Source organism: Streptomyces sp. FIT100, assembly GCF_024584805.1.
Classification (GTDB): domain Bacteria; phylum Actinomycetota; class Actinomycetes; order Streptomycetales; family Streptomycetaceae; genus Streptomyces.
Map to the genome: position 1 here is coordinate 3,014,229 of NZ_CP075715.1, position 19,182 is coordinate 3,033,410.

At 72.8% G+C, this 19,182-nt stretch carries 14 protein-coding genes; 5 read left to right on the forward strand and 9 right to left on the reverse strand.

Annotation, left to right across the window (positions count from 1 at the left end):
• The first annotated feature begins 378 nt into the window (after window positions 1-378).
• The gene (locus KK483_RS13130) at window positions 379-2,427 is read left to right on the forward strand and encodes a fructose-specific PTS transporter subunit EIIC (RefSeq protein WP_313879511.1); all 2,049 of its coding nucleotides are present in this window, start codon (window positions 379-381) and stop codon (window positions 2,425-2,427) included.
• 141 nt (window positions 2,428-2,568) lie between these two features.
• Here the strand turns inward: KK483_RS13130 and KK483_RS13135 are convergent, their stop codons facing one another.
• The 6 genes from KK483_RS13135 to KK483_RS13160 form a co-directional block, all read right to left on the reverse strand.
• Window positions 2,569-3,546 (reverse strand): cation diffusion facilitator family transporter, encoded by a 978-nt coding sequence (locus tag KK483_RS13135; RefSeq protein WP_262005414.1) that lies wholly within the window; start codon window positions 3,544-3,546, stop codon window positions 2,569-2,571.
• A gap of 117 nt (window positions 3,547-3,663) precedes the next feature.
• A complete protein-coding gene (gene manA / locus KK483_RS13140; protein WP_262005415.1) occupies window positions 3,664-4,827 on the reverse strand; it encodes a mannose-6-phosphate isomerase, class I in 1,164 nt (387 codons plus the stop codon).
• Between the two features lie 225 nt (window positions 4,828-5,052).
• Window positions 5,053-6,189 carry an SIS domain-containing protein gene (locus KK483_RS13145; RefSeq protein ID WP_262005416.1) on the reverse strand — a complete coding sequence of 379 codons (1,137 nt, stop codon included), beginning with the start codon at window positions 6,187-6,189 and terminating at the stop codon, window positions 5,053-5,055.
• Between the two features lie 71 nt (window positions 6,190-6,260).
• A complete protein-coding gene (locus KK483_RS13150) occupies window positions 6,261-6,443 on the reverse strand; it encodes a Trm112 family protein (RefSeq protein ID WP_262005417.1) in 183 nt (60 codons plus the stop codon).
• A 185-nt stretch (window positions 6,444-6,628) separates the two neighbouring features.
• Window positions 6,629-8,002 carry a phosphomannomutase/phosphoglucomutase gene (locus KK483_RS13155; RefSeq protein ID WP_262005418.1) on the reverse strand — a complete coding sequence of 458 codons (1,374 nt, stop codon included), beginning with the start codon at window positions 8,000-8,002 and terminating at the stop codon, window positions 6,629-6,631.
• 146 nt (window positions 8,003-8,148) lie between these two features.
• Complete coding sequence (locus KK483_RS13160) at window positions 8,149-8,580, reverse strand: DUF3499 domain-containing protein (protein ID WP_262005419.1); 432 nt, start codon at window positions 8,578-8,580, stop codon at window positions 8,149-8,151.
• A gap of 296 nt (window positions 8,581-8,876) precedes the next feature.
• On the opposite strand from KK483_RS13160, the gene KK483_RS13165 reads away from it, so the two are divergent.
• Window positions 8,877-9,332 carry a metallopeptidase family protein gene (locus tag KK483_RS13165; protein ID WP_262005420.1) on the forward strand — a complete coding sequence of 152 codons (456 nt, stop codon included), beginning with the start codon at window positions 8,877-8,879 and terminating at the stop codon, window positions 9,330-9,332.
• A 150-nt stretch (window positions 9,333-9,482) separates the two neighbouring features.
• Here the strand turns inward: KK483_RS13165 and KK483_RS13170 are convergent, their stop codons facing one another.
• From KK483_RS13170 to KK483_RS13180, 3 genes are all read right to left on the reverse strand, one after another.
• The gene (locus KK483_RS13170) at window positions 9,483-11,087 is read right to left on the reverse strand and encodes a DUF5719 family protein (protein ID WP_262005421.1); all 1,605 of its coding nucleotides are present in this window, start codon (window positions 11,085-11,087) and stop codon (window positions 9,483-9,485) included.
• Window positions 11,084-14,842 (reverse strand): glycosyltransferase family 2 protein, encoded by a 3,759-nt coding sequence (locus KK483_RS13175; protein WP_262005422.1) that lies wholly within the window; start codon window positions 14,840-14,842, stop codon window positions 11,084-11,086. The genes KK483_RS13170 and KK483_RS13175 overlap by 4 nt, the downstream gene beginning before the upstream one ends.
• Window positions 14,843-15,045: 203 nt before the next feature.
• A complete protein-coding gene (locus KK483_RS13180; RefSeq protein ID WP_077974550.1) occupies window positions 15,046-15,309 on the reverse strand; it encodes a WhiB family transcriptional regulator in 264 nt (87 codons plus the stop codon).
• Window positions 15,310-16,000: 691 nt separating this feature from the next.
• On the opposite strand from KK483_RS13180, the gene KK483_RS13185 reads away from it, so the two are divergent.
• The 3 genes from KK483_RS13185 (at window position 16,001) to KK483_RS13195 (ending at window position 18,903) form a co-directional block, all read left to right on the forward strand.
• Window positions 16,001-16,501, forward strand: a complete 501-nt coding sequence (locus KK483_RS13185) for a cysteine dioxygenase family protein (protein ID WP_262005423.1) — start codon at window positions 16,001-16,003, stop codon at window positions 16,499-16,501.
• Window positions 16,502-16,639: 138 nt separating this feature from the next.
• Window positions 16,640-17,596 carry a 2-phospho-L-lactate transferase gene (cofD, locus tag KK483_RS13190; RefSeq protein ID WP_262005424.1) on the forward strand — a complete coding sequence of 319 codons (957 nt, stop codon included), beginning with the start codon at window positions 16,640-16,642 and terminating at the stop codon, window positions 17,594-17,596.
• Window positions 17,593-18,903, forward strand: coding sequence for a coenzyme F420-0:L-glutamate ligase (locus KK483_RS13195; RefSeq protein ID WP_262005425.1), 1,311 nt, complete (start codon window positions 17,593-17,595; stop codon window positions 18,901-18,903). Before cofD ends, KK483_RS13195 begins: the two co-directional genes overlap by 4 nt.
• Window positions 18,904-19,182: the final 279 nt, after the last annotated feature.

The following is a 19,182-nucleotide window of genomic DNA, read 5'->3' on the forward strand; positions in this document are numbered from 1 at the left end:
GCCGGTCCGCAGTCGCGGACCGCCCGACCGCCATCAGCAGCGACGTCTGGCTCTGGTCACGAATCTACACCGATCGCCGCAGGCGCCCACAGTGCGCCCGGGCCGGGATCCAGCCCCGGTCCGGTGGCAGTTCGATGGCGGTCCGGCCGGAGTCCACCGGGGCTCTGGCCGGATCCCGACCGTGTCGCGGACGCGTTCCGGCCGAAATCAGGGGCAAGAGTCCCTGCGAGCACGGACCTCAGCCTTTTTGACGTGGTGCAGATGTGTTGCACGATGCTGCGGGATCGCATGTGTCTGCGCGATCTGCGCCACCATCGTTAGGAGAACTACGTGACCAGTCCGGCGAGCGAGCAGCAGCGGAAGGTGAAGCTGCTCGCGGTGACGGCCTGCCCGACAGGCATCGCCCACACCTACATGGCCGCGGAGAAACTCGCGCAGGCTGCGGACGCGCTCGGCGTCGATATCAAGGTGGAGACCCAAGGGTCCATCGGGGCCGAGAATGTTCTCTCCGACAACGATGTCAGAAACGCGGACGGCGTCATCATCGCCGCCGACAAGGACGTCGACCGCAGCCGCTTCGTCGGGAAGCGGGTGCTGGCCGTCGGGGTGGCCGAGGGCATCCGTCACCCGGAGCGGCTGATCGAGCAGGTACAGAGCGCGCCCGTGCACGGGGCGGCCGGGGCGGCTGACGGCGGCAGCGGCAGCGGTGCCGTCGAGCCGGTCGGCACGGGCGGCGGCGCCGGCCGGGAGCGGAGCGTCGCGTACAAGGCGCTGATGAACGGTGTCTCGTACATGATCCCGTTCGTCGTGGTCGGCGGGCTGCTGATCGCCATCTCGCTGGCGCTCGGCGGGCACGCGACCCCGGAGGGCTACGCGATCCCGGAGGGCTCGTTCTGGGAGAGCGTCTTCAAGATCGGTGAGATCGGCTTCCAGCTGATGGTGCCGATCCTGTCCGGGTACATCGCGTACGCCATCGCGGACCGGCCGGCGCTGGTCCCCGGAATGATCGGCGGCTGGATCGCGAACACCGGGGCGCTGTACGACTCCGAGGCGGGCGCCGGATTCATCGGCGCGATCGTCACCGGCTTCCTCGCCGGCTACCTGGTCCTGTGGATCAAGAAGGTCAAGGTCCCGAAGTTCGCCCAGCCGATCATGCCGATCATCGTGATCCCGATCGTGGCGACGTCGGCGCTCGGGCTCTTCTTCATCTACGTCATCGGCAAGCCGATCGCCTGGGTCTTCGAGCATCTGACCGGCTGGCTGAGCGGGATGACCGGCACGAGCGCGATCCTGCTCGGCGCGATCCTGGGCCTCATGATCGCCTTCGACATGGGCGGACCGGTCAACAAGACGGCGTTCCTCTTCGGTGCGGGGCTCATCGCGACCGGCAACCAGACGGTCATGGGCATGTGCGCGGCGGCCATCCCGGTCATGCCGCTCGGCCAGGGGCTCGCGACGCTGATCCGGCGCAAGCTGTACTCCGAGCAGGAGCGCGAGACCGGCATGGCGGCGCTGTTCATGGGCTTCTTCGGGATATCCGAGGGTGCGATCCCGTTCGCCGCGGCGCGGCCCGCGCAGGTGATCCCGGCGAACATGCTGGGCGGCGCGGTGGCAGGTGCCCTCGCAGGGCTCGCGGGTGTCAAGGACGCGGTGCCGCACGGCGGTCCCATCGTGGCCGTGCTGGGCGCTGTCGGCGGCGTGCCGATGTTCTTCCTGGCGATCGCGGCCGGCACCGTGGTCACGGCGATCACCACGAACGCGCTGATCAGCATCAAGGAGCGCGGTGCCGGACGCGCCCCGGCCATCTCGCCGGTGCCGGTTCCCGCCGGGGTGCCGGTTGCGGCCATGGCGGAGCCGGTGTTCGCGGGTGTGGGTGCCGGTGGCGCCCGTACACCCGCGCCCGCTGCCCCCGTCGCAGTCCCTGCCGCCGAGGCCGAGCCCGGCAACGAGACCGAAGCCGCGCCCGAGGCCGAGGTGCTCTCCGGTTACCTCACCAGGCAGACCGTGAAGGTGCGGCTCGACGCCCACGAGAAGGACGCCGCCATCCGCGAGATGGCGGCAATGCTCGCGACGACCGGCAGGGTCGCGGACCCGGAGGAGCTGGTGCGGGCCGCGTTCGCCCGCGAGGAGCAGGGGACGACCGGCCTCGGCGAGGAGATCGCCATCCCGCACGCCAAGACGGACGCGGTGACCGCCCCTGTCGTCGGCTTCGCCCGCTCGACCGAGGGCGTGGAGTGGGGCTCGCTCGACGGCACGAAGGCCCGGCTGATCTTCATGATCACGGTGCCGGAGGCCGCCGCGGGCGACGAGCACCTGCGGATCCTGGCGATGCTGTCGCGCAAGCTGATGGACGCGGACTTCCGGGAGCGGCTGATGGACGCGCCGGACGAGCCCGCGGTCATGAGGGTGCTGGCGGAGATCCAGTAGCCCGGTAGCGGTTAGCGGTGTCCCCGTAGCCGTACGGGAAACGGGAAAGGGGCCCTGGCCGAGTCGATCGGTCAGGGCCCCTTCCGCTGTGCTCAGCGCCACACGCCCGCGCTCACACGCCGTGTGTCAGTGCGCCGTGCGTCAGTGCGCCGTGCCCGGCCCCGGGCCGCCCGGGGTCTTGGCCGGGTCGGGGCCGGCCGCGGCCGCGGTCTCGCTGTAGACGTCCGGCTCCAGGTAGATGACGCGGGCGATCGGGACGGCGCTGCGGATGCGGTCCTCGGCGGCGTTGATGGCCTCGGCGACCTGGGCGGCCGTGTTGTCGTGCCGTACGGCGACCTTGGCGGCGACGAGCAGCTCCTCCGGGCCGAGGTGGAGCGTGCGCATGTGGATGATGCCGGTGACGTTGTCGCCGTCGACGACCGCCGCCTTGATCTTCTCGACGTCCTCCAGGCCGGCGGCCTCGCCGAGGAGCAGCGACTTGGTCTCGGCCGCGAGGACGAGGGCGATCAGGATGAGCAGGACGCCGATGCAGAGCGTGCCGATGCCGTCCCAGACGCCGTTGCCGGTGAGGAGCGCGAGCCCGACACCGCCGAGCGCGAGGATCAGACCGACGAGCGCGCCGAGGTCCTCCAGGAGGACGACGGGGAGCTCGGGGGCCTTCGCATGGCGGACGAACTCCTTCCAGGAGCGCCTGCCACGCAGGACGTTGGACTCCTTGATGGCCGTACGGAACGAGAACGTCTCGGCGATGATCGCGAAGACGAGCACGCCGATGGGCCAGTACCAGTCCTCGATCGCGTGCGGGTGGTTGATCTTCTCGTAGCCCTCGTAGATGGCGAACATGCCGCCGACCGAGAAGAGGACGATCGAGACGAGGAAGGCGTAGATGTAGCGCTCACGGCCGTAGCCGAAGGGGTGCTCCGGCGTGGCCACGCGCTGCGCCTTCTTGCCGCCGAGGAGCAGCAGGCCCTGGTTGCCCGAGTCGGCGAGCGAGTGGACGCTCTCCGCGAGCATCGACGAGGAGCCGCTGAAGAGGAACGCCACGAACTTGGCTACAGCGATCGCGAGGTTCGCGGCAAGTGCCGCCACGATGGCCTTGGTTCCGCCTGACGCGCTCATGGGTGCGGGGTGTCCCTTCGTTCCTTGGAGGATGCTCGGTTGATGCTCCTGTGTTACGGCGGGACATTGTTGCAGCAGGCGGAGCCCCTGGCGGCCCGGACCGCCCTCGGACTGCCCTCAGGCCACCACGGTGGCGCGGAAGACGGTGCCCGTACCGGACAGTTCGGCCGTTTCGCCCGCCGGGACGAAGACCGACTCGCCGGGGGCGAGCGTGAATTCGCCCGTGGGACCGGATGCCTTCGGCCGGCCCGCCGTCGCCAGCAGGATCTGGGGCGTGGGTGCGGTGACGTCGGTGGGAGCCGCGCCCTCCGCCCGTACGTAGCGGGAGAGCCGGAACTCGTCGATCGGCGTCTCGTACACCTCCTCGCCGGAGGGGGACGCCTCCGGGCGCAGCACTCCCGGGTCGGACGCCTCGAAGCGGACGATGCGCAGGAGTTCGGGCACGTCGACGTGCTTGGGGGTCAGTCCGCAGCGCAGCACGTTGTCGGAGTTGGCCATGATCTCGACGCCGAGGCCGCCGAGGTACGCGTGCGGGACGCCGGCGCCGAGGAAGAGGGCCTCTCCGGGCTGGAGGCGTACGTGGTTGAGCAGCATGGCGGCGATGACGCCCGGGTCACCGGGGAAGTGGTGCGCGATGGCCGCGTACGGGGCGTACGCGCCGCCGAGGCGTTCCGCGGCGACCGCGGCCTCGGTGACGGTGTGGGCCATCTCCTCGCGGTCGGCGCCGAGGAGGGCGGTGAGGACCTCGCGGAGGGCGGCCTCCTCGGGGTGGGCGTGGAGGAGGTCGGCGTACGGCTTGAGCGAGTCGATGCCGAGGCCGTCGAGGAAGTCGGCGGCCTCGACGGGCGCACGGAAGCCGCACAGGCCGTCGAACGGGGTGAGGGCGCAGACCAGCTCGGGCTTGTGGTTGTCGTCCTTGTAGTTGCGGTGGGGCGCGTCGATCGGGATGCCTGCGCGCTCCTCGGCGGCGTACCCCTCCTTCGCCTGGGCGAGGTCCGGGTGGACCTGGAGGGAGAGCGGGGCGCCGGCCGCGAGCAGCTTGAGCAGGAACGGGAGGCGGGGGCCGAACTTGCCGGCGGAGTCCGCGCCGAGTTCGCCCACGGGGTCGGCGGCGATGAGGTGGTGCAGGGCACCGCGGTCGGTTCCGGAGGGCGCCCCTGGGTGGGCGCCCATCCACATCTCGGCCTGCGGTTCGCCGGTGGGGGCGGTGCCGAGGAGTTCCGGGATGAGGGTCGTGGAACCCCAGGCGTAGGGGCGCACGGTGTTGGAGAGGCGGTCCATGAGGGGTGATCCTGAGCTCGGTGTGTGGCGGGTGGATGGCTGGTGGGTGGCGGGAGGGTTGCGGTTTGCCGGTTGCTGACCGCGGTTGCTGATCGCGGTTGCTGACTGCGGGTGGCGTTCTGCAGGGTGCGTCGCGGGCTGCGGAACGCCGTCCGCCGGTCGGCGCCGGGGCGGCCGCCCCGCCCCGCCCCGTCCGGTGCGGTGCGGTGCGGTCGGTCGGTCGCGTCAGGCGTGGCCGCTGGTCGCCAGGGCCAGATAGCCCGCGGCGAAGTCGGTCACGGCGAGGAGTTCGGCCAGGGTCTCCAGCTCGCTGCTGCCCTCTTCCGGCCCCAGCTCGCTGATGGCCGTGTCGTGGCTGAGGGCCAGCTCGCGGGCGGCCGGGGCCGCGGTGAGGCCGCCGTCGGAGCGGTCGCGCAGCAGCAGGACGCGGGCGCGCAGGGCCTGGGGTTCCTCCACGCGGTCCCGGAAGAAGTCATCGGGGTCGGCGCCCGCCGCGAAGTCCCCCGCGAGCAGCACGCCGTGGGCCGGAAGCGCCTCGGGGAGCTGGGCGGAAAGGGCGGGAAGGCCGGCGAGTTCGGCCAGTACGGCGGCGAACCGGCGGCCCACGGGGGCCGCGGTGCCCTCGGTCCAGATGAGCGGGAGGGTGTCGGCGAGCTCCGCGGCGAGCGTCTTGGCGGGGTTGCTGTAGGTCGCGATGGCCGGGCCGCAGCGCTCGGCGGTGCTGTCGAGGCGGTCGGCGACGCTCTGGAGGGCGTCGGGGGGCGCGGTGAGCAGGCCGACACGGTCCAGGAGCGCGAGCAGCGGCGTGAACAGCGCCCAGAGCGCGCCGGGGCTGGCCGCGGCCTGGGTCTCCTCGTACAGCTCGTACGGGGCGGTCGCCATCGGGACGACGAGCCCGTGGACGCCGTCGACGGCCTCGGACAACGGGGAGCGCTGCGGGGCGACGGCGACGACGGTGCAGCCGCGGCGGTACGCCTGCTCGGCAAGGAGGGCGAGGCCCGGCTCGGAGCCGTCGGTGGTGACGACGAGCAGCAGGTCCACCGAGCCGGCCCAGCCGGGGAGCGTCCAGCGCAGGGCGCCGGCGGCGGGTGCCACGCCGGTGGGGTCCAGCCGGGTGACCGGTGCGGTGGGTCCGGCGAGTGCGGCGACGAGGTCCGCGACGCCGTTGGCGGCGGTGCCGGGGCCCGCGATGAGGACGACGCGGGGGCGGCCTTCGGGCGTCAGCTCGGCGATACCGGCCTCGGCGGCGTGCCGGGCGGCGGTACGGACGCGCGCCCCGGCCTCCGCGGCGCCGCGGAGCAGACCGCGGCGGTCGGCGCGGGCGAGGGCTTCCGGCGCATCGAGGAGTGACTCGTCGAGCATGGTGGTGTGCCTCCGATTCGCCGTATGGGCTGCGGGTACGCCGTAGAGCTGCGGATACGGGGGTACGGCGCTTACGCGGGGCGGCGGGCCTCGTCGACGAGGAGGACCGGGATCCCGTCACGTACGGGGTAACCCAGGCCGCAGTCCTTACCGGTGCAGATCAGCTCGGGCGTGTCGGCCGCCGTCTCGTCGGTGAGCGGGGCGTGGCAGGCCGGGCAGGCGAGGATCTCCAGGAGACCGGCTTCGAGCGGCATGGGATGTCCCTTCGAACATGCGGCTTGGGCCTGGTCAGCCTACCGCCGGGGGGCGCACGGCGCGGCCAGGGACCGTCGTTCGGATCAGCCCTGCCGGATCCGCCCTGCCGGCTTCAGCCCCGCCGACTTCAGCCCTGCCGGATCCGTACGGCGGTCTCCGGGCCCGCGCCCCCGCGGTGTTCCGGTCACTCGCCCCGCACCAGGCCCAGGACCTCGTCGCGCACGGCGATCAGGACGGTCTCGTCCCGGGCCTCGACGTTGAGGCGCAGGAGCGGCTCCGTGTTGGAGGGGCGGAGGTTGAACCACCAGGTGTCGGTCGCGATCGTCAGGCCGTCGAGGGTGTCGACGGTGACGTCCTCGCGGCCCTCGAAGGCGGCCCGGACGAACGCCGTGCGGGCGGTCTGGTCGGCGACCGTGGAGTTGATCTCGCCGGATCCGCGGTAGCGGTCGTAGCGGGCGACCAGCGCGGACAGCGGGCGGTCCTGGGTGCCGAGGGCGGCCAGCACATGGAGGGCGGCGAGCATGCCCGTGTCGGCGTTCCAGAAGTCGCGGAAGTAGTAGTGGGCGGAGTGCTCCCCGCCGAAGATCGCCCCCGTGCGGGCCATCTCCTCCTTGATGAAGGAGTGGCCGACGCGGGTGCGGACCGGCGTGCCGCCGTGCTCGCGTACGACCTCCGGCACCGACCACGAGGTGATCAGGTTGTGGATGACCGTGCCGCCGGGGTGCTTCTCCAGCTCGCGCGCCGCGACCAGTGCGGTGATCGCCGACGGCGAGACCGGCTCGCCCTGTTCGTCCACGACGAAGCAGCGGTCGGCGTCGCCGTCGAAGGCGATGCCGATGTCGGCGCCCTCGGCGCGCACGCGGGCCTGGAGGTCGACGAGGTTCTTCGGGTCGAGCGGGTTGGCCTCGTGGTTCGGGAAGGTGCCGTCCAGCTCGAAGTACATCGGGACGAGCTCGACGGGCAGCCCGGCGAGGACCGTGGGGACCGTGTGGCCGCCCATTCCGTTGCCCGCGTCCACGACGACCTTGAGGGGGCGCAGGGAGCCGAGCTCCACGAGGGAGCGGAGGTGGGCCCCGTACTCGGCGAGCGTGTCGCGCTCGCTCACGGTGCCCGGGGTCGCGACCGGTGCGAGGGCGCCCGACTTGCGCCAGGACTCGACCAGGGCGCGGATCTCGCCGAGCCCGCTGTCCTGGCCCACCGGGGTCGCGCCGGCCCGGCACAGCTTGATGCCGTTGTACTGCGCGGGGTTGTGCGAGGCCGTGAACATGGCGCCCGGCAGCCCGAGGTGGCCGGAGGCGAAGTACAGCTGGTCGGTGGAGCAGAGTCCGATCAGCGTGACGTCCGCGCCGCGGGCGCAGGCGCCGCGCGCGAAGGCCGCCGACAGTCCCGGCGACGAAGGGCGCATGTCATGGCCGATGGCGATCGCGTCCGCGCCCGTCACCTCGACGAAGGAGGCGCCGAGCAGCTCGGCGAGCTCCTCGTCCCACTGATCCGGCACCACCCCGCGGATGTCGTACGCCTTCACGATCTGCGACAGATCAGCAGCAGTTGCAGCCACGGCCCACCCTCCTGAAGTCCCTGCGGTCAGCACAAACTACCCCGCAGCGGGCCCAAGGGAGACGCAGGGGCGGGGCAACCGCTCAGGAATCGAGGGGCCGGGGCCGGGGCCGGGCGCGGCCCCGTACGGGGCGCCGTGAGGAACGCTCAGGAGTCGGGCGAACGCAGTACCCGAAGGTGGCCGCGGCGTGCGACCTCCATCGGATCCGCTCGGCGGGGACCGGCGCCCGCGCCGCCCGCCTCTGCGGCGCGCTCCTGGGGGCGGGCCGCTTCCCGGACCGCGTTGGCGAGGGCTTCGAGGTCGTCGCCGCTGGGCCTGGCGGGAGCGGAGCAGTCCGCGAGCCGTACGACCTCCCAGCCGCGCGGGGCCGTGAGGCGCTCGCTGTGCTCGGCGCACAGGTCGTAGCAGTGGGGCTCGGCGTAGGTGGCGAGCGGGCCGAGGACCGCGGTCGAATCGGCATAGACGTACGTCAGTGTCGCGACGGCAGGGCGGCCGCACGCGGTGCGCGAACAGCGACGTACAGGGCTCACGACGTTGGACGGTACCGCACTCTTGAGCGGGCCGCGACGACTCTCCACCAGGTCACTCCACCGTGTCGTCATGTGACGTCCGGCACAGGCAGTTTCGGGACGGCGGCGCTGACCTGCACGGGAGCGGCGTCACCCGGTCGGCCGCCGCCGGGGATCCGGTCACGGCTCGATACAAATCGCGCCAATCGCGATGAGAGCGGCGATCGCGCGGAGGTACCGAATCGAGCCCAAGGATGGCCGGAATGCTCAATAAGCGACATGCCCTCCGGGGAGGGGTGACGTGCCGCGCGGTGGGCGTGCGGCCCCGGTGCGGGCACGCCCCGGGGAGCTACCCTGCGTCAGTGATGGACAGTCCTGTGCCGCCCGTACCGCCCCGCCCGACCGAGCCGAGGGATTCCAAGGAGCCGCGGCCCCGCCGCCGCGACCGGCACGGCCGCGGGATGCGCGGGCCCGTCGCCCCGCCCCAGGTGCCGCTCTCCGCCAGCCGGGCGGACACCTTCCGGGACCTCGTGCAGGACTCGGTCGAACGGCTGGAGCGGCGCTGGCCGCAGCTCACCGAGGTGGAGTTCCTGGTCCTGGAGGTGCCGGGGACGCTCGACGAGACCGTGCCGCTGGGCGACTCGGTCCCGGCGGGCAAGGGCCGGCCTGCCCGGATCGTCGTCTACCGGCGCCCGGTCGAGATCCGCACCAAGAACCGGGAGGAGCGGGCGCTGCTCGTCCACGAGGTGGTCGTGGAGCAGGTCGCGGACCTGCTGGGCCTGTCGCCGGAGTCCGTCGATCCGCGGTACGGGCAGGACTGACCCGGGTTTGAACCCGGGGGACTGACCCGGGTTTGCCCGGGGACTGACCCGGGTTTGCCCGGGGACTGACGCGGGTTTGCCCGGGGGGGCCGTCCCGGGGTCGTCCTCCCTGAGGGCAGGTCCTCGGGGGTGTCCCCCCGAGGACACCCCCTAGTCGCCGAGCACCGACAGATCCTGCCGGGCCGTCGGGACCTCGACCGTGCCGCGGTCGTCGGGGAGCGTCTGGACCGTGAACATCTGGATCCCGTCCTGCGGCAGCAGCAGCGTGCGCGAGGCGTGGACCGGTCCGCCGGAGACGGGCTCGACGGTCAGCGCATACGAGCCCTTCAGCCCGGCCGGGACGGGCGGGCCGGTGACCGCCAGGGTCGTGCCGCCCTTCACCTCGAACGTCTTGACGACCGGCTCGCCGCCCTCGGTGCCGGCCGATGCCGTCACCTTCACCTCGGCCGAGGCGCCCGGCGCGGTCAGGGAGAGGACCGAGCCCTTGGCGCGGTTGTCGGCGGCCGTCGCGCGCTCCGTCACCGGAGCCGTCGCGGGGATGAACGCGAACTCCTGCTTGGCGCCCGTGCCCCGGGTGACCTCGAGCGCGGCGACGACCGGGGTCGCCTGGCCGCCCTCCGCCGGGCTGAGCAGCAGGGAGCCGACCTCGCCCTTGGTGACGTCCTTCAGGTCGAGCGCCGCTGTCATGCCCGACTTGACCCGCAAGGTCTCCGCGGCGGCCGGGGTGATGGTGCCGGACGGGGTCGCCAGCCTCAGCTTCAGGTCGGCGTCGGCGTCGCCGGGGGCGAAGGCCACGAGCCGCACGGACGTGGCGTCCGCCGGGATTCCGGGCAGGACGAGCGTGCCGGACGGGTCGGCGGAGGCGGGCAGCCAGTCGCTTCCCGTCTCGTCACCCGCGCCGCGCACGACGGCACCGACCCGTCCCGTGCGGGTGGTGACGTGGACCGTCACGTCCTCGGCCTTGTCGCTCGTCAGCGTCGGGAGGAGGACGGGGACGCTCGCTCCGGCCGGCACCGGAATGCCCTCGGTGAGCTGGGACTTGAGGGCGCCGTCCGTGCCGTAGATCTCGATGTCGGCGACCGCGGCGGTGTCGTCGGGGTTGGTGAGGTGGACGTAGTCCTGGCGGTCCGCTGCAAGGCTGGCGCCGGGGAACCAGAAGTCGGTGTCGGGCGCGGTGCAGCTGACGCCGAGCACGCCGCGGCCGCTGCCCGCCGGGACCACCGTGGTCTGCTGGGTCGTCCAGCCGGGGGCGAGCCCGCCGTCGGCGGAGCCGACGAGCGCGGGTGAGTCGCTGCCGGACTCCTTCCCGCCGACGGGCTTGCCGGGCGTCTTCAGGGCGAGGAAGGGCTTCTCCGGCGCGGGCTGCTTCGCCGCGTCCGCCTTCGCACCGTCCTTGGCCTCTTCGCCCTTCTTCTTCTCGTCCTTCTTCTCGTCCGCGGACTTCTTGTCGTCGCCCGCGGCGCCCTCGTCGGGGTCCGTCAGCGTCGCCGCGGTCGGCCGGAGCTCGGCCGCCGACTTCGTGTCCGTGCCGGCGGCGGCGCCGCTGCGCGCCGGGGTGTACGACGTGTACTCCGTGTCCGCGATGTCGGAGGTACTGGGCGCCGGGCAGAGCAGGCTGGAGCGCTCGACGGGAAGCCGGGCCGGGGCGCTCGCCGACCGGGCCTCCCCGCCGTCGGGGGCGGTGAGCGCGGCGAATCCCGTGACGGCGGCGAGGGCGGTGGCGGCCGCGAGGAGGGAGAGGGTGGTGCGGTTCACTGGTTGCTGCTCCCGTCGGGACGCTGCTCGGTCTCGTAGCCGTAGGGGTCGTACTGGCCCGTGCGGTACGGGTCGTACTGCTGTCCGTACTGGTCCTGCGCGTGCTGCTCCTGCGCCTGCTGGTCCTGCCCGTACTGGTCCTGGTACGAGTCCTGGGCGTACTGCTGCTGCCCGTACGCCTCCTGTCCGTACTGGTCCTGGCCGTACGCCCCCTGGGCGTACGGCTGCCGGCCGGCGTACTGCTGGTCGCCGTACCCGTCGTACCCGTACGGCTGCTCCGCCGACGGGTACTGCTGCTCGCCGTAGCCCTCGTATCCGTACTGCTGCGGGTACTGCTGCTGCTCCGGCACCGACGCGTAGGGCTCCGGGCCCGGCTCGTGCTGCGAGTCGGGCTCCTGCTCGTGCTCGTGCTCGGGGGCATGCTCATGCTCGGGGGCATCCGCCTCGGCAGCGTCGGCCGCATCGGCCTCCGCCTGCGCCGCCGCGCGCAGCCTGCGGGCCCTGCGCCCCTCGCCCTCCACGGGCTGGGCCGGGATCGCGGCCTCCTCGTCCGGCAGGTCGTCGTCGATCTCGCGGCGCCGGCCCGGCAGGGCGAGGACCAGCACGACGACGGCGAGCAGGGCCTGAGCCCAGATCCAGGCGGTGTGGCTGACGGGCTCCTCGTACGTCAGGTCGAGCTTGCCGCCCTCGGCGGGAAGCTCGAAGCCCTGGGCCCAGCCGTCGACCGTGGTCGTCGGAAGTGCGCGGCCGTCGAGCGTGGCCTGCCAGCCGTCGTCCGCGCGGTCCGCGATGCGCAGCACGCGCCCGGAGCCGCCCGCCGGGATCTCGGTGTGTGCCTCGACGGGTCCGGAGGCCACGGGCAGCGGATCCTCCTTGCCGTCCACGATGACCGCGCGGGCGACCTGGCGGTCGACGCGCCACAGGGAGGTGCCGTCGAGCTGGCTCAGGCGGGACAGCCCGGGGGTGGCGTCGAGGACGCGGCTCATCTGGCGCGGCGCCCCGTCCCGTACGAGCACGTACCGGATCGCGAAGCCGCTGAGCTGGCTGGTCTGGTCGGCGCCGGAGCCGGCGACGAGATTGGCGACGACCTTGTCGAGGCGGGGGTCGCTGCCGCCGGTCTCGGTCAACTCGGCGTCGCCGAGGCGCGCGCCGGAGCCGCGGACCAGGCTGTACTCCACGGTGGCCGGGTCGCTGCCGCCGAGGACGAGGGTGCGCGGCTGGTCGCGGGTGTCGCTCTCCTCGGCGACGAACGCCGGCACCTGCACCGGGTCCCGGCGCTCCAGCGGACCCGTGGCCCCGCTGATCATCCAGTTGGCGGCGGCGAGCAGCGGCGCCGCGGCCGCCGCGACGGCGATGAGCGCGGCGACGGGCTGGCGCCAGCCGAAGGACTGGGCGGCGACCCGCTCGCGGGCGCCTTCGGCTCCGAGCACGGCGGCGGCGAGCAGTGCGATGCCGTAGACGAGGGTGGCGGGTCCCGCCCAGCCCGAGCCGTTCGTGAGGGCCGCGAAGGCGAGAGCGGTGAGCGCGACCGCCCAGGCGATGCGGATGGCGAACTGCCGCTCGCCGCGCAGCAGGGCGGCGAGCGCCGCGAGGACGACTCCGATGAGCACGAGTCCGCCCAGGGCCTTCGGGCCGCCGGGGCTGATGCCGAGCAGGTCGAGCGCGGAGGCCGCGCCCGGGCCGAAGTCGAGGCCCGCCTCGCGGAAGAAGCGGGACGGGCTGCTCAGCAGCGACAGCGACCAGGGGGCGAGGACCAGCAGCGGGGTGCCGACGGCGACGAGCACGCGCAGCCCGTACGCGGTGAGGTCGTCACGTCGCAGCACGAGCGCGGCGACGCCGAGGACGACCGCGAGCGGCCACACGATCGGGGTGAAGGCCATCGCGAAGGTCAGCAGCAGTGTGTACGCCCAGGTGGCGCGCCAGCTGCCGCGCACGGGAGCTGCGCCTTCCGGCCGGCCGAGTCCGTACGCCGCGACCGCCGCGCGGGCGATCAGCGGCAGGACGATCGCGAGGACGGCGGTGCCGAGCCGGCCGGTGGCCAGCGCGCCGGTCGCCGCGGGCAGGAAGGCGTACGCGATGCTCGCCCAGGCGCGCAGCAGCCGGGACTCGACGAGCGGCCGGGAGACGAAGTACGCCGTCAGGCCGGCGAGCGGCACGGAGCAGACGAGCAGCAGGGTGAGCGCGAAGCCGGTGGAGCCGAGGAACAGGACGGAGAGGACGGACAGGACCGCGAGATAGGGCGGTGCGGTCTGGGTGCCGCCGGTGCCGAGGGGGTGCCATGCGTCGGCGTACCGCCCCCAGAGGCCGGAGATGGATTCGGGGGCGGGCAGCAGTGCGCCCCCCGCGAGTGCGCCGCCCGTGAGGAGTCCGCGGCAGGCGACGAGCGAGACGACGAGCAGGAGCGCGAAGAGGACGGGGCCCGGCTTGCGGGCGATCCGCTTGAGCCGGGCGAACTGCTCGATCTCCAGGTACTCGGCGTCGTCGCCGCCCGGTCCCGATTCGGCGACGCCGTGGCGTGAGCCGCCGGCGTCGGAGTCCGTCCCGGCGCCGAGGCTGCTCGCGATCTGCTCGACCGTGGCGCGGACGGTGGCGCCGGGCGGCGGGAAGAGCGGTCGCAGTTCGCTCGCCTCGACGGCGGAGCCCTTGCGCCTGCGGCGGGCGGCGAGGATCCGCTCGGGGCGCAGGAGGACGCCGAAGAGCCCCATGACCTCGTCGACGGCCTGGCCCGGCGCCTTGCCGACGAGATAGGCGAGGGTGCGCAGCAGAGTGCCGAGGACGAGCCGGAGGAAGACCCAAGGCAGGGCGCGGCCGCGGGCGTTGGCGAGCAGTGTGTAGACCGCGCCGGCCTTGTCGACGCGGTGCGGGGACGCGACGGAGCGGCCGGCGCAGTCGACGGTGCGGCGCTCGCGGGCGGCGGCCTCGGCGTGCCTCAGGACGGCGCCGGGCGCGACGAGGACGCGGTGTCCGGCGGCGTGGGCGCGCCAGCACAGGTCGACGTCGTCGCGCATGAGGGGCAGCCGGCGGTCGAAGCCGCCGAGCTCCTCCCAGACGTCGCGGCGGACGAGCATGCCGGCGGAGGAGACGGAGAGGACGGAGCGGACCTGGTCGTGCTGGCCCTGGTCCTGCTCGCGGCGGTCGAGTCCGGTCCAGCGGCGGCCGCTGTTGGCGATGGAGACGCCGGCTTCGAGGAGCTGCTTGCGGTCGTACCAGCCGCGCAGCTTGGGGCCGATGATCGCCGCGTACGCGTCGGAGTCGGCGACGCGCAGCAGTTCGGCGAGGGCGTCGGGGGCGGGTGCGCAGTCGTCGTGGAGCAGCCAGAGCCACTGGACCGGTTCGCCGTACGGCAGTTCCGGCATCTCGTACGCCTCGTCGCGCCAGGTCCTGGTGACGGGGTCCCAGCCGCTGGGCCGCTTCAGATACGGCAGGTCGTCGGGGGTGAGGACACCCGCGGTGCGTGCGGCCTCGTCGACGGCGGCGCCGAAGCCGGTGCGGCGGGCGAGGTGCAGGACCCGGTCGGCGCCGAGGGCGTCGGTGACGAGCCGCGCGGAGTCGTCGGCGCTGCCGGTGTCGGCCGCGATGACGTTCTGCACGGGGCGCTCCTGGCCGAGCAGCCCGGCGAGCGCGTGCGGCAGCCAGCGGGCACCGTCGTGGGAGACGATGACGGCGGTGACGACATGCCGCGGGAACTCGGGCGGGTTGGCGGGAGCGAACCCGCCGGCGGTGGCCGGGTCGAACACGGCGGTGGTGGCGGACATCGAGGTACGGGCCCTCCGGCCGGGGTCACCCCTGCGAGGGGGCGCTGGAGCGTCTGGGACGGGGCCCCACACTAACGGCTGACATGGGAACGGTCCGCCGCCTGTGGACAGAGCCAGGCAACGGACCGCTTCTTACGTACAGGTGTGTGCTGTTTGGTCGGACAGCCGGATCGGGCAGCGGACGGTTCGGTGTGAGGAACCGGTCAGACGGCGGCCTTCTTGAGACGGCGGCGCTCACGCTCGGACAGACCGCCCCAGATTCCGAAACGCTCGTCGTTGGCGAGCGCGTACTCGAGGCATTCGGAGCGCACTTCGCAGGCGAGGCAGACCTTCTTGGCTTCGCGAGTGGAACCGCCCTTCTCCGGAAAGAAGGACTCGGGGTCGGTCTGGGCGCACAACGCGCGCTCCTGCCAGCCGAGTTCCTCTTCCGCGTCCTCGACCAGCAGTTGCTGGAACAGCTCGGTCATGTGCGCCCCTCGTCTGTCTTTTGCGTCCCCGTGATGTAGCCGTTACCGTTTTCGGCCGAACGACACGAGTGAAATTACAAGTGCGTGGATCCGGGCCAGTCAAGCCGAGATCTGCTATTGGGCCTGGTATTCACTCTGCGGGACCAAGGCTGTGTGGAAAGTGTTCAAATCACTAAAAACGCGACACATGCCACCGACCCGCCCGCGAAGCTCCCCGCGCCCTCCCCTCTCCGGTGCGGCCCCGGCGGCCACCGGTCTTCACCGAGGAAGGACGCCGCGCGGCTCGATCTTGTTGCGATCCGGCCATACAAGCGATCCGGATCACAGTCCGATCACGAGAGCACAACGGCGTTTGAGAGCGCGGTTGCTGCGCCATGTCTCCTGCCCCCCGGTCGCACAAACCTTTCTCCGACCGGAGTAACCGGATGAGGTGAAACATTTGGTCCAAATCGGCCATTGAGTTGACATCCGGGAGCGCATTGGTCACCTTTGAAGGCATGCCAGCGACCACAGCGCCTTCCGCGACACCCATCCGTGGGTTCCGCAGTGCTGTCCTCCTCACTCGCTGCTGCTGTTGCTGTTCCAGCTGTTGATGCCGTCGCGCTCCAGCTCTCCCCCTCCGCCCACCGGGCGGGAACTCGCGACACCCCAGCACTGACCTTTCTGTTTCTGCCGAGGAACCACCGCACCCATGAACAGCGACAGCGACCTCCAGATCGCCGGCGACATCCTCGAGGTCCAGCACCTCCTCCAGCCCGCCCGTGAGCACCCCGCGACCGTGGCCGAGTTCGCCGGCCTCGCCCGCGCCCTCGCCGACGACCGCGCCCAGTGGGCGCACCTCGTCCAGTACGACGCCACCTCCCGCTGGTACCACCGGCTGCGCACCGGCCCCGGCTACGAGGTGTGGCTGCTCTCCTGGGTGCCGGGACAGGGCAGCGGCCTCCACGACCACGGCCGTTCCTCCGGCGTACTGACCGTCCTGGAAGGCGAGTTGACGGAGCGGACGGCCACCGCGGCCCGCTCCCTCGGCCCCGGCGCCCAGCGCGTATTCGCCCCCGGATATGTGCACGAGGTGGTCAACGACTCGCTCGAACCGGCCGTGAGCCTGCACATCTACTTCCCGGGCCTGACCGAGATGCCGATGCACGCCTCGCACTGCTCCCCGGCCCGGCGGGCAGCCGTCACCGCCTGACGGGCTCACCGGTCGCCCACCCGTCGCCCTGCCGTCGCCCGACCACCGCCCCTCAACGATCAGCCTTCGGCTGACAGGCCCGCCCGTCGCCCGACCACCGCCCCTCAACGATCAGCCTTCGGCTGACAGACTGTCCTTATGCGCATTGTGGTTCTGGCCGGAGGCATCGGCGGTGCTCGTTTTCTGCGTGGCCTCAAGACGGCCGCCCCCGACGCCGACATCACGGTCATCGGCAACACCGGTGACGACATCCATCTGTTCGGGCTGAAGGTCTGCCCGGACCTGGACACGGTGATGTACACGCTCGGCGGCGGCATCAACGAGGAGCAGGGCTGGGGACGTACCGACGAGACCTTCCAGGTCAAGAGCGAGCTCGCGGCGTACGGCGTGGGGCCCGACTGGTTCGGCCTCGGTGACCGCGACTTCGCCACGCACATCGTGCGGACGCAGATGCTGGGCGCCGGCTATCCGCTGAGCGCCGTCACCGAGGCGCTGTGTGCGCGATGGCAGCCCGGGGTGCGGCTGCTGCCGATGTCCGACGACCGGGTCGAGACCCATGTCGCCATCACCGTGGAGGGCGAGCGCAAGGCCGTCCACTTCCAGGAGTACTGGGTCCGGCTGCGGGCCTCCGTCGACGCCCACGCCGTCGTCCCCGTGGGGGCCGAGCAGGCCAAGCCCGCACCCGGTGTGCTGGAGGCGATCGCCGCCGCGGACGTGATCCTCTTCCCGCCGTCGAACCCGGTGGTGAGCATCGGGACGATCCTCGCGGTCCCCGGTATCCGGGAGGCGATCGCGGAAGCGGGCGTGCCGGTCGTCGGCCTCTCCCCCATCGTCGGCGACGCACCGGTGCGCGGCATGGCGGACAAGGTGCTGGCGGCGGTCGGTGTCGAGTCGACCGCGGCGGCCGTCGCGCAGCACTACGGCTCGGGGCTGCTGGACGGCTGGCTCGTCGACGGCGTCGACGCGGCCGCGGTGCCGGAGATCGAGGAGGCGGGGATCCGCTGCAAGGCCGTGCCGCTGATGATGACCGACGTCGAGGCCGCCGCGGCGATGGCGCGTGAGGCGCTGGCGCTCGCGGAGGAGGTAAGGGCGTGACGGGCGCGGAGAGCTCGCCGTCGTACCGCGTGTGGGCGCTGCCCGGGCTGCCCGAGGTCCGGCCCGGCGACGACATCGCCAAGCTGATCGCGGCCACCGAACCGGGCCTGGTGGACGGTGACGTCCTGCTGGTCACCTCGAAGATCGTGAGCAAGGCCGAGGGGCGGATCGTCACGGCCGACGACCGCGAGGAGGCCATCGACGCGGAGACGGTACGGGTCGTGGCGCGCCGCGGCGCCCTGCGCATCGTCGAGAACCGGCAGGGCCTGATCATGGCGGCAGCCGGAGTCGACGCCTCCAACACCCCTGCCGGCACCGTGCTGTTGCTGCCCGAGGACCCGGACGCGTCGGCGGCCCGGATCCGCGAGGGGCTGCGGGACACGCTCGGCGTCGAGGTGGGCGTCGTCGTCACGGACACCTTCGGGCGGCCCTGGCGGAACGGCCTCACCGACGTCGCGATCGGCGCGGCGGGGGTGCGGGTCCTGGACGATCTGCGCGGCGGCACCGACAGGTACGGGAATCCGCTGAGCGCCACGGTCGTCGCCACCGCCGACGAACTGGCCGGAGCCGGCGACCTGGTCAAGGGCAAGGCGGCCGGGCTGCCCGTCGCGGTGGTGCGCGGGCTCGGGCATGTGGTGGCCGACGGGGCCGAGGGGGCGCGGGCGCTGGCACGGCCGGCCGCGGACGACATGTTCCGGCTCGGCACGTCGGAGGCCGTACGGGAAGCGGTGACGCTGCGGCGGACGGTGCGGGAGTTCACGGACGACCCGGTCGACCCCGGCGCGGTGCGCCGCGCGGTCGCGGCCGCGGTGACCGCACCGGCTCCTCACCACACCACCCCCTGGCGGTTCGTGCTCCTGGAGTCCGAGGAGTCGCGGGTGCACCTGCTGGACGCGATGCGCGAGGCGTGGATCGCCGACCTGCGGCGCGACGGCAAGTCCGAAGAGTCCATCGCGAAGCGGGTCAGGCGCGGCGACGTGCTGCGCAACGCGCCCTACCTGGTGGTGCCGTGCCTGGTGATGGACGGCTCGCACACCTACGGCGACGCCCGGCGCGACGCGGCGGAGCGCGAGATGTTCGTGGTCGCCACGGGCGCGGGCGTCCAGAACTTCCTGGTGGCGCTGGCGGGCGAACGGCTCGGGTCGGCGTGGGTGTCGTCGACGATGTTCTGCCGCGAGGTCGTGCGCGAGGTGCTCGGGCTGCCGGAGGCGTGGGACCCGATGGGCGCGGTGGCGGTGGGCCGGCCGGCGGCTCCGCCGAAGGAGCGCCCGGCACGGGAGGCGTCGACGTTCATCGAGGTGCGCTGAGCCGAGACGAGCCCAGACCAGCCGTGCCACGACGAGCCGAGGTGGGCCCAAGCCAGCCGTGCCGCGACGAGCGGAGGCGGGCCGAGCCGAGGTGGGCCGAGCCCGAGGTGGGCCGAGCCCGAGGCAGGTCGAGCCAAGGCGAGCCGAGCCCGAGACAGGTCAAGCCGAGACGGGTCGAGCCCGAGACAGGTCAAGCCGAGACGGGTCGAGCCCGAGACAGGTCGAGCCAAGACGAGCCGAGCCCGCGGCAGGCCAAGCCGAGACGGGTCGAGCCCGAGG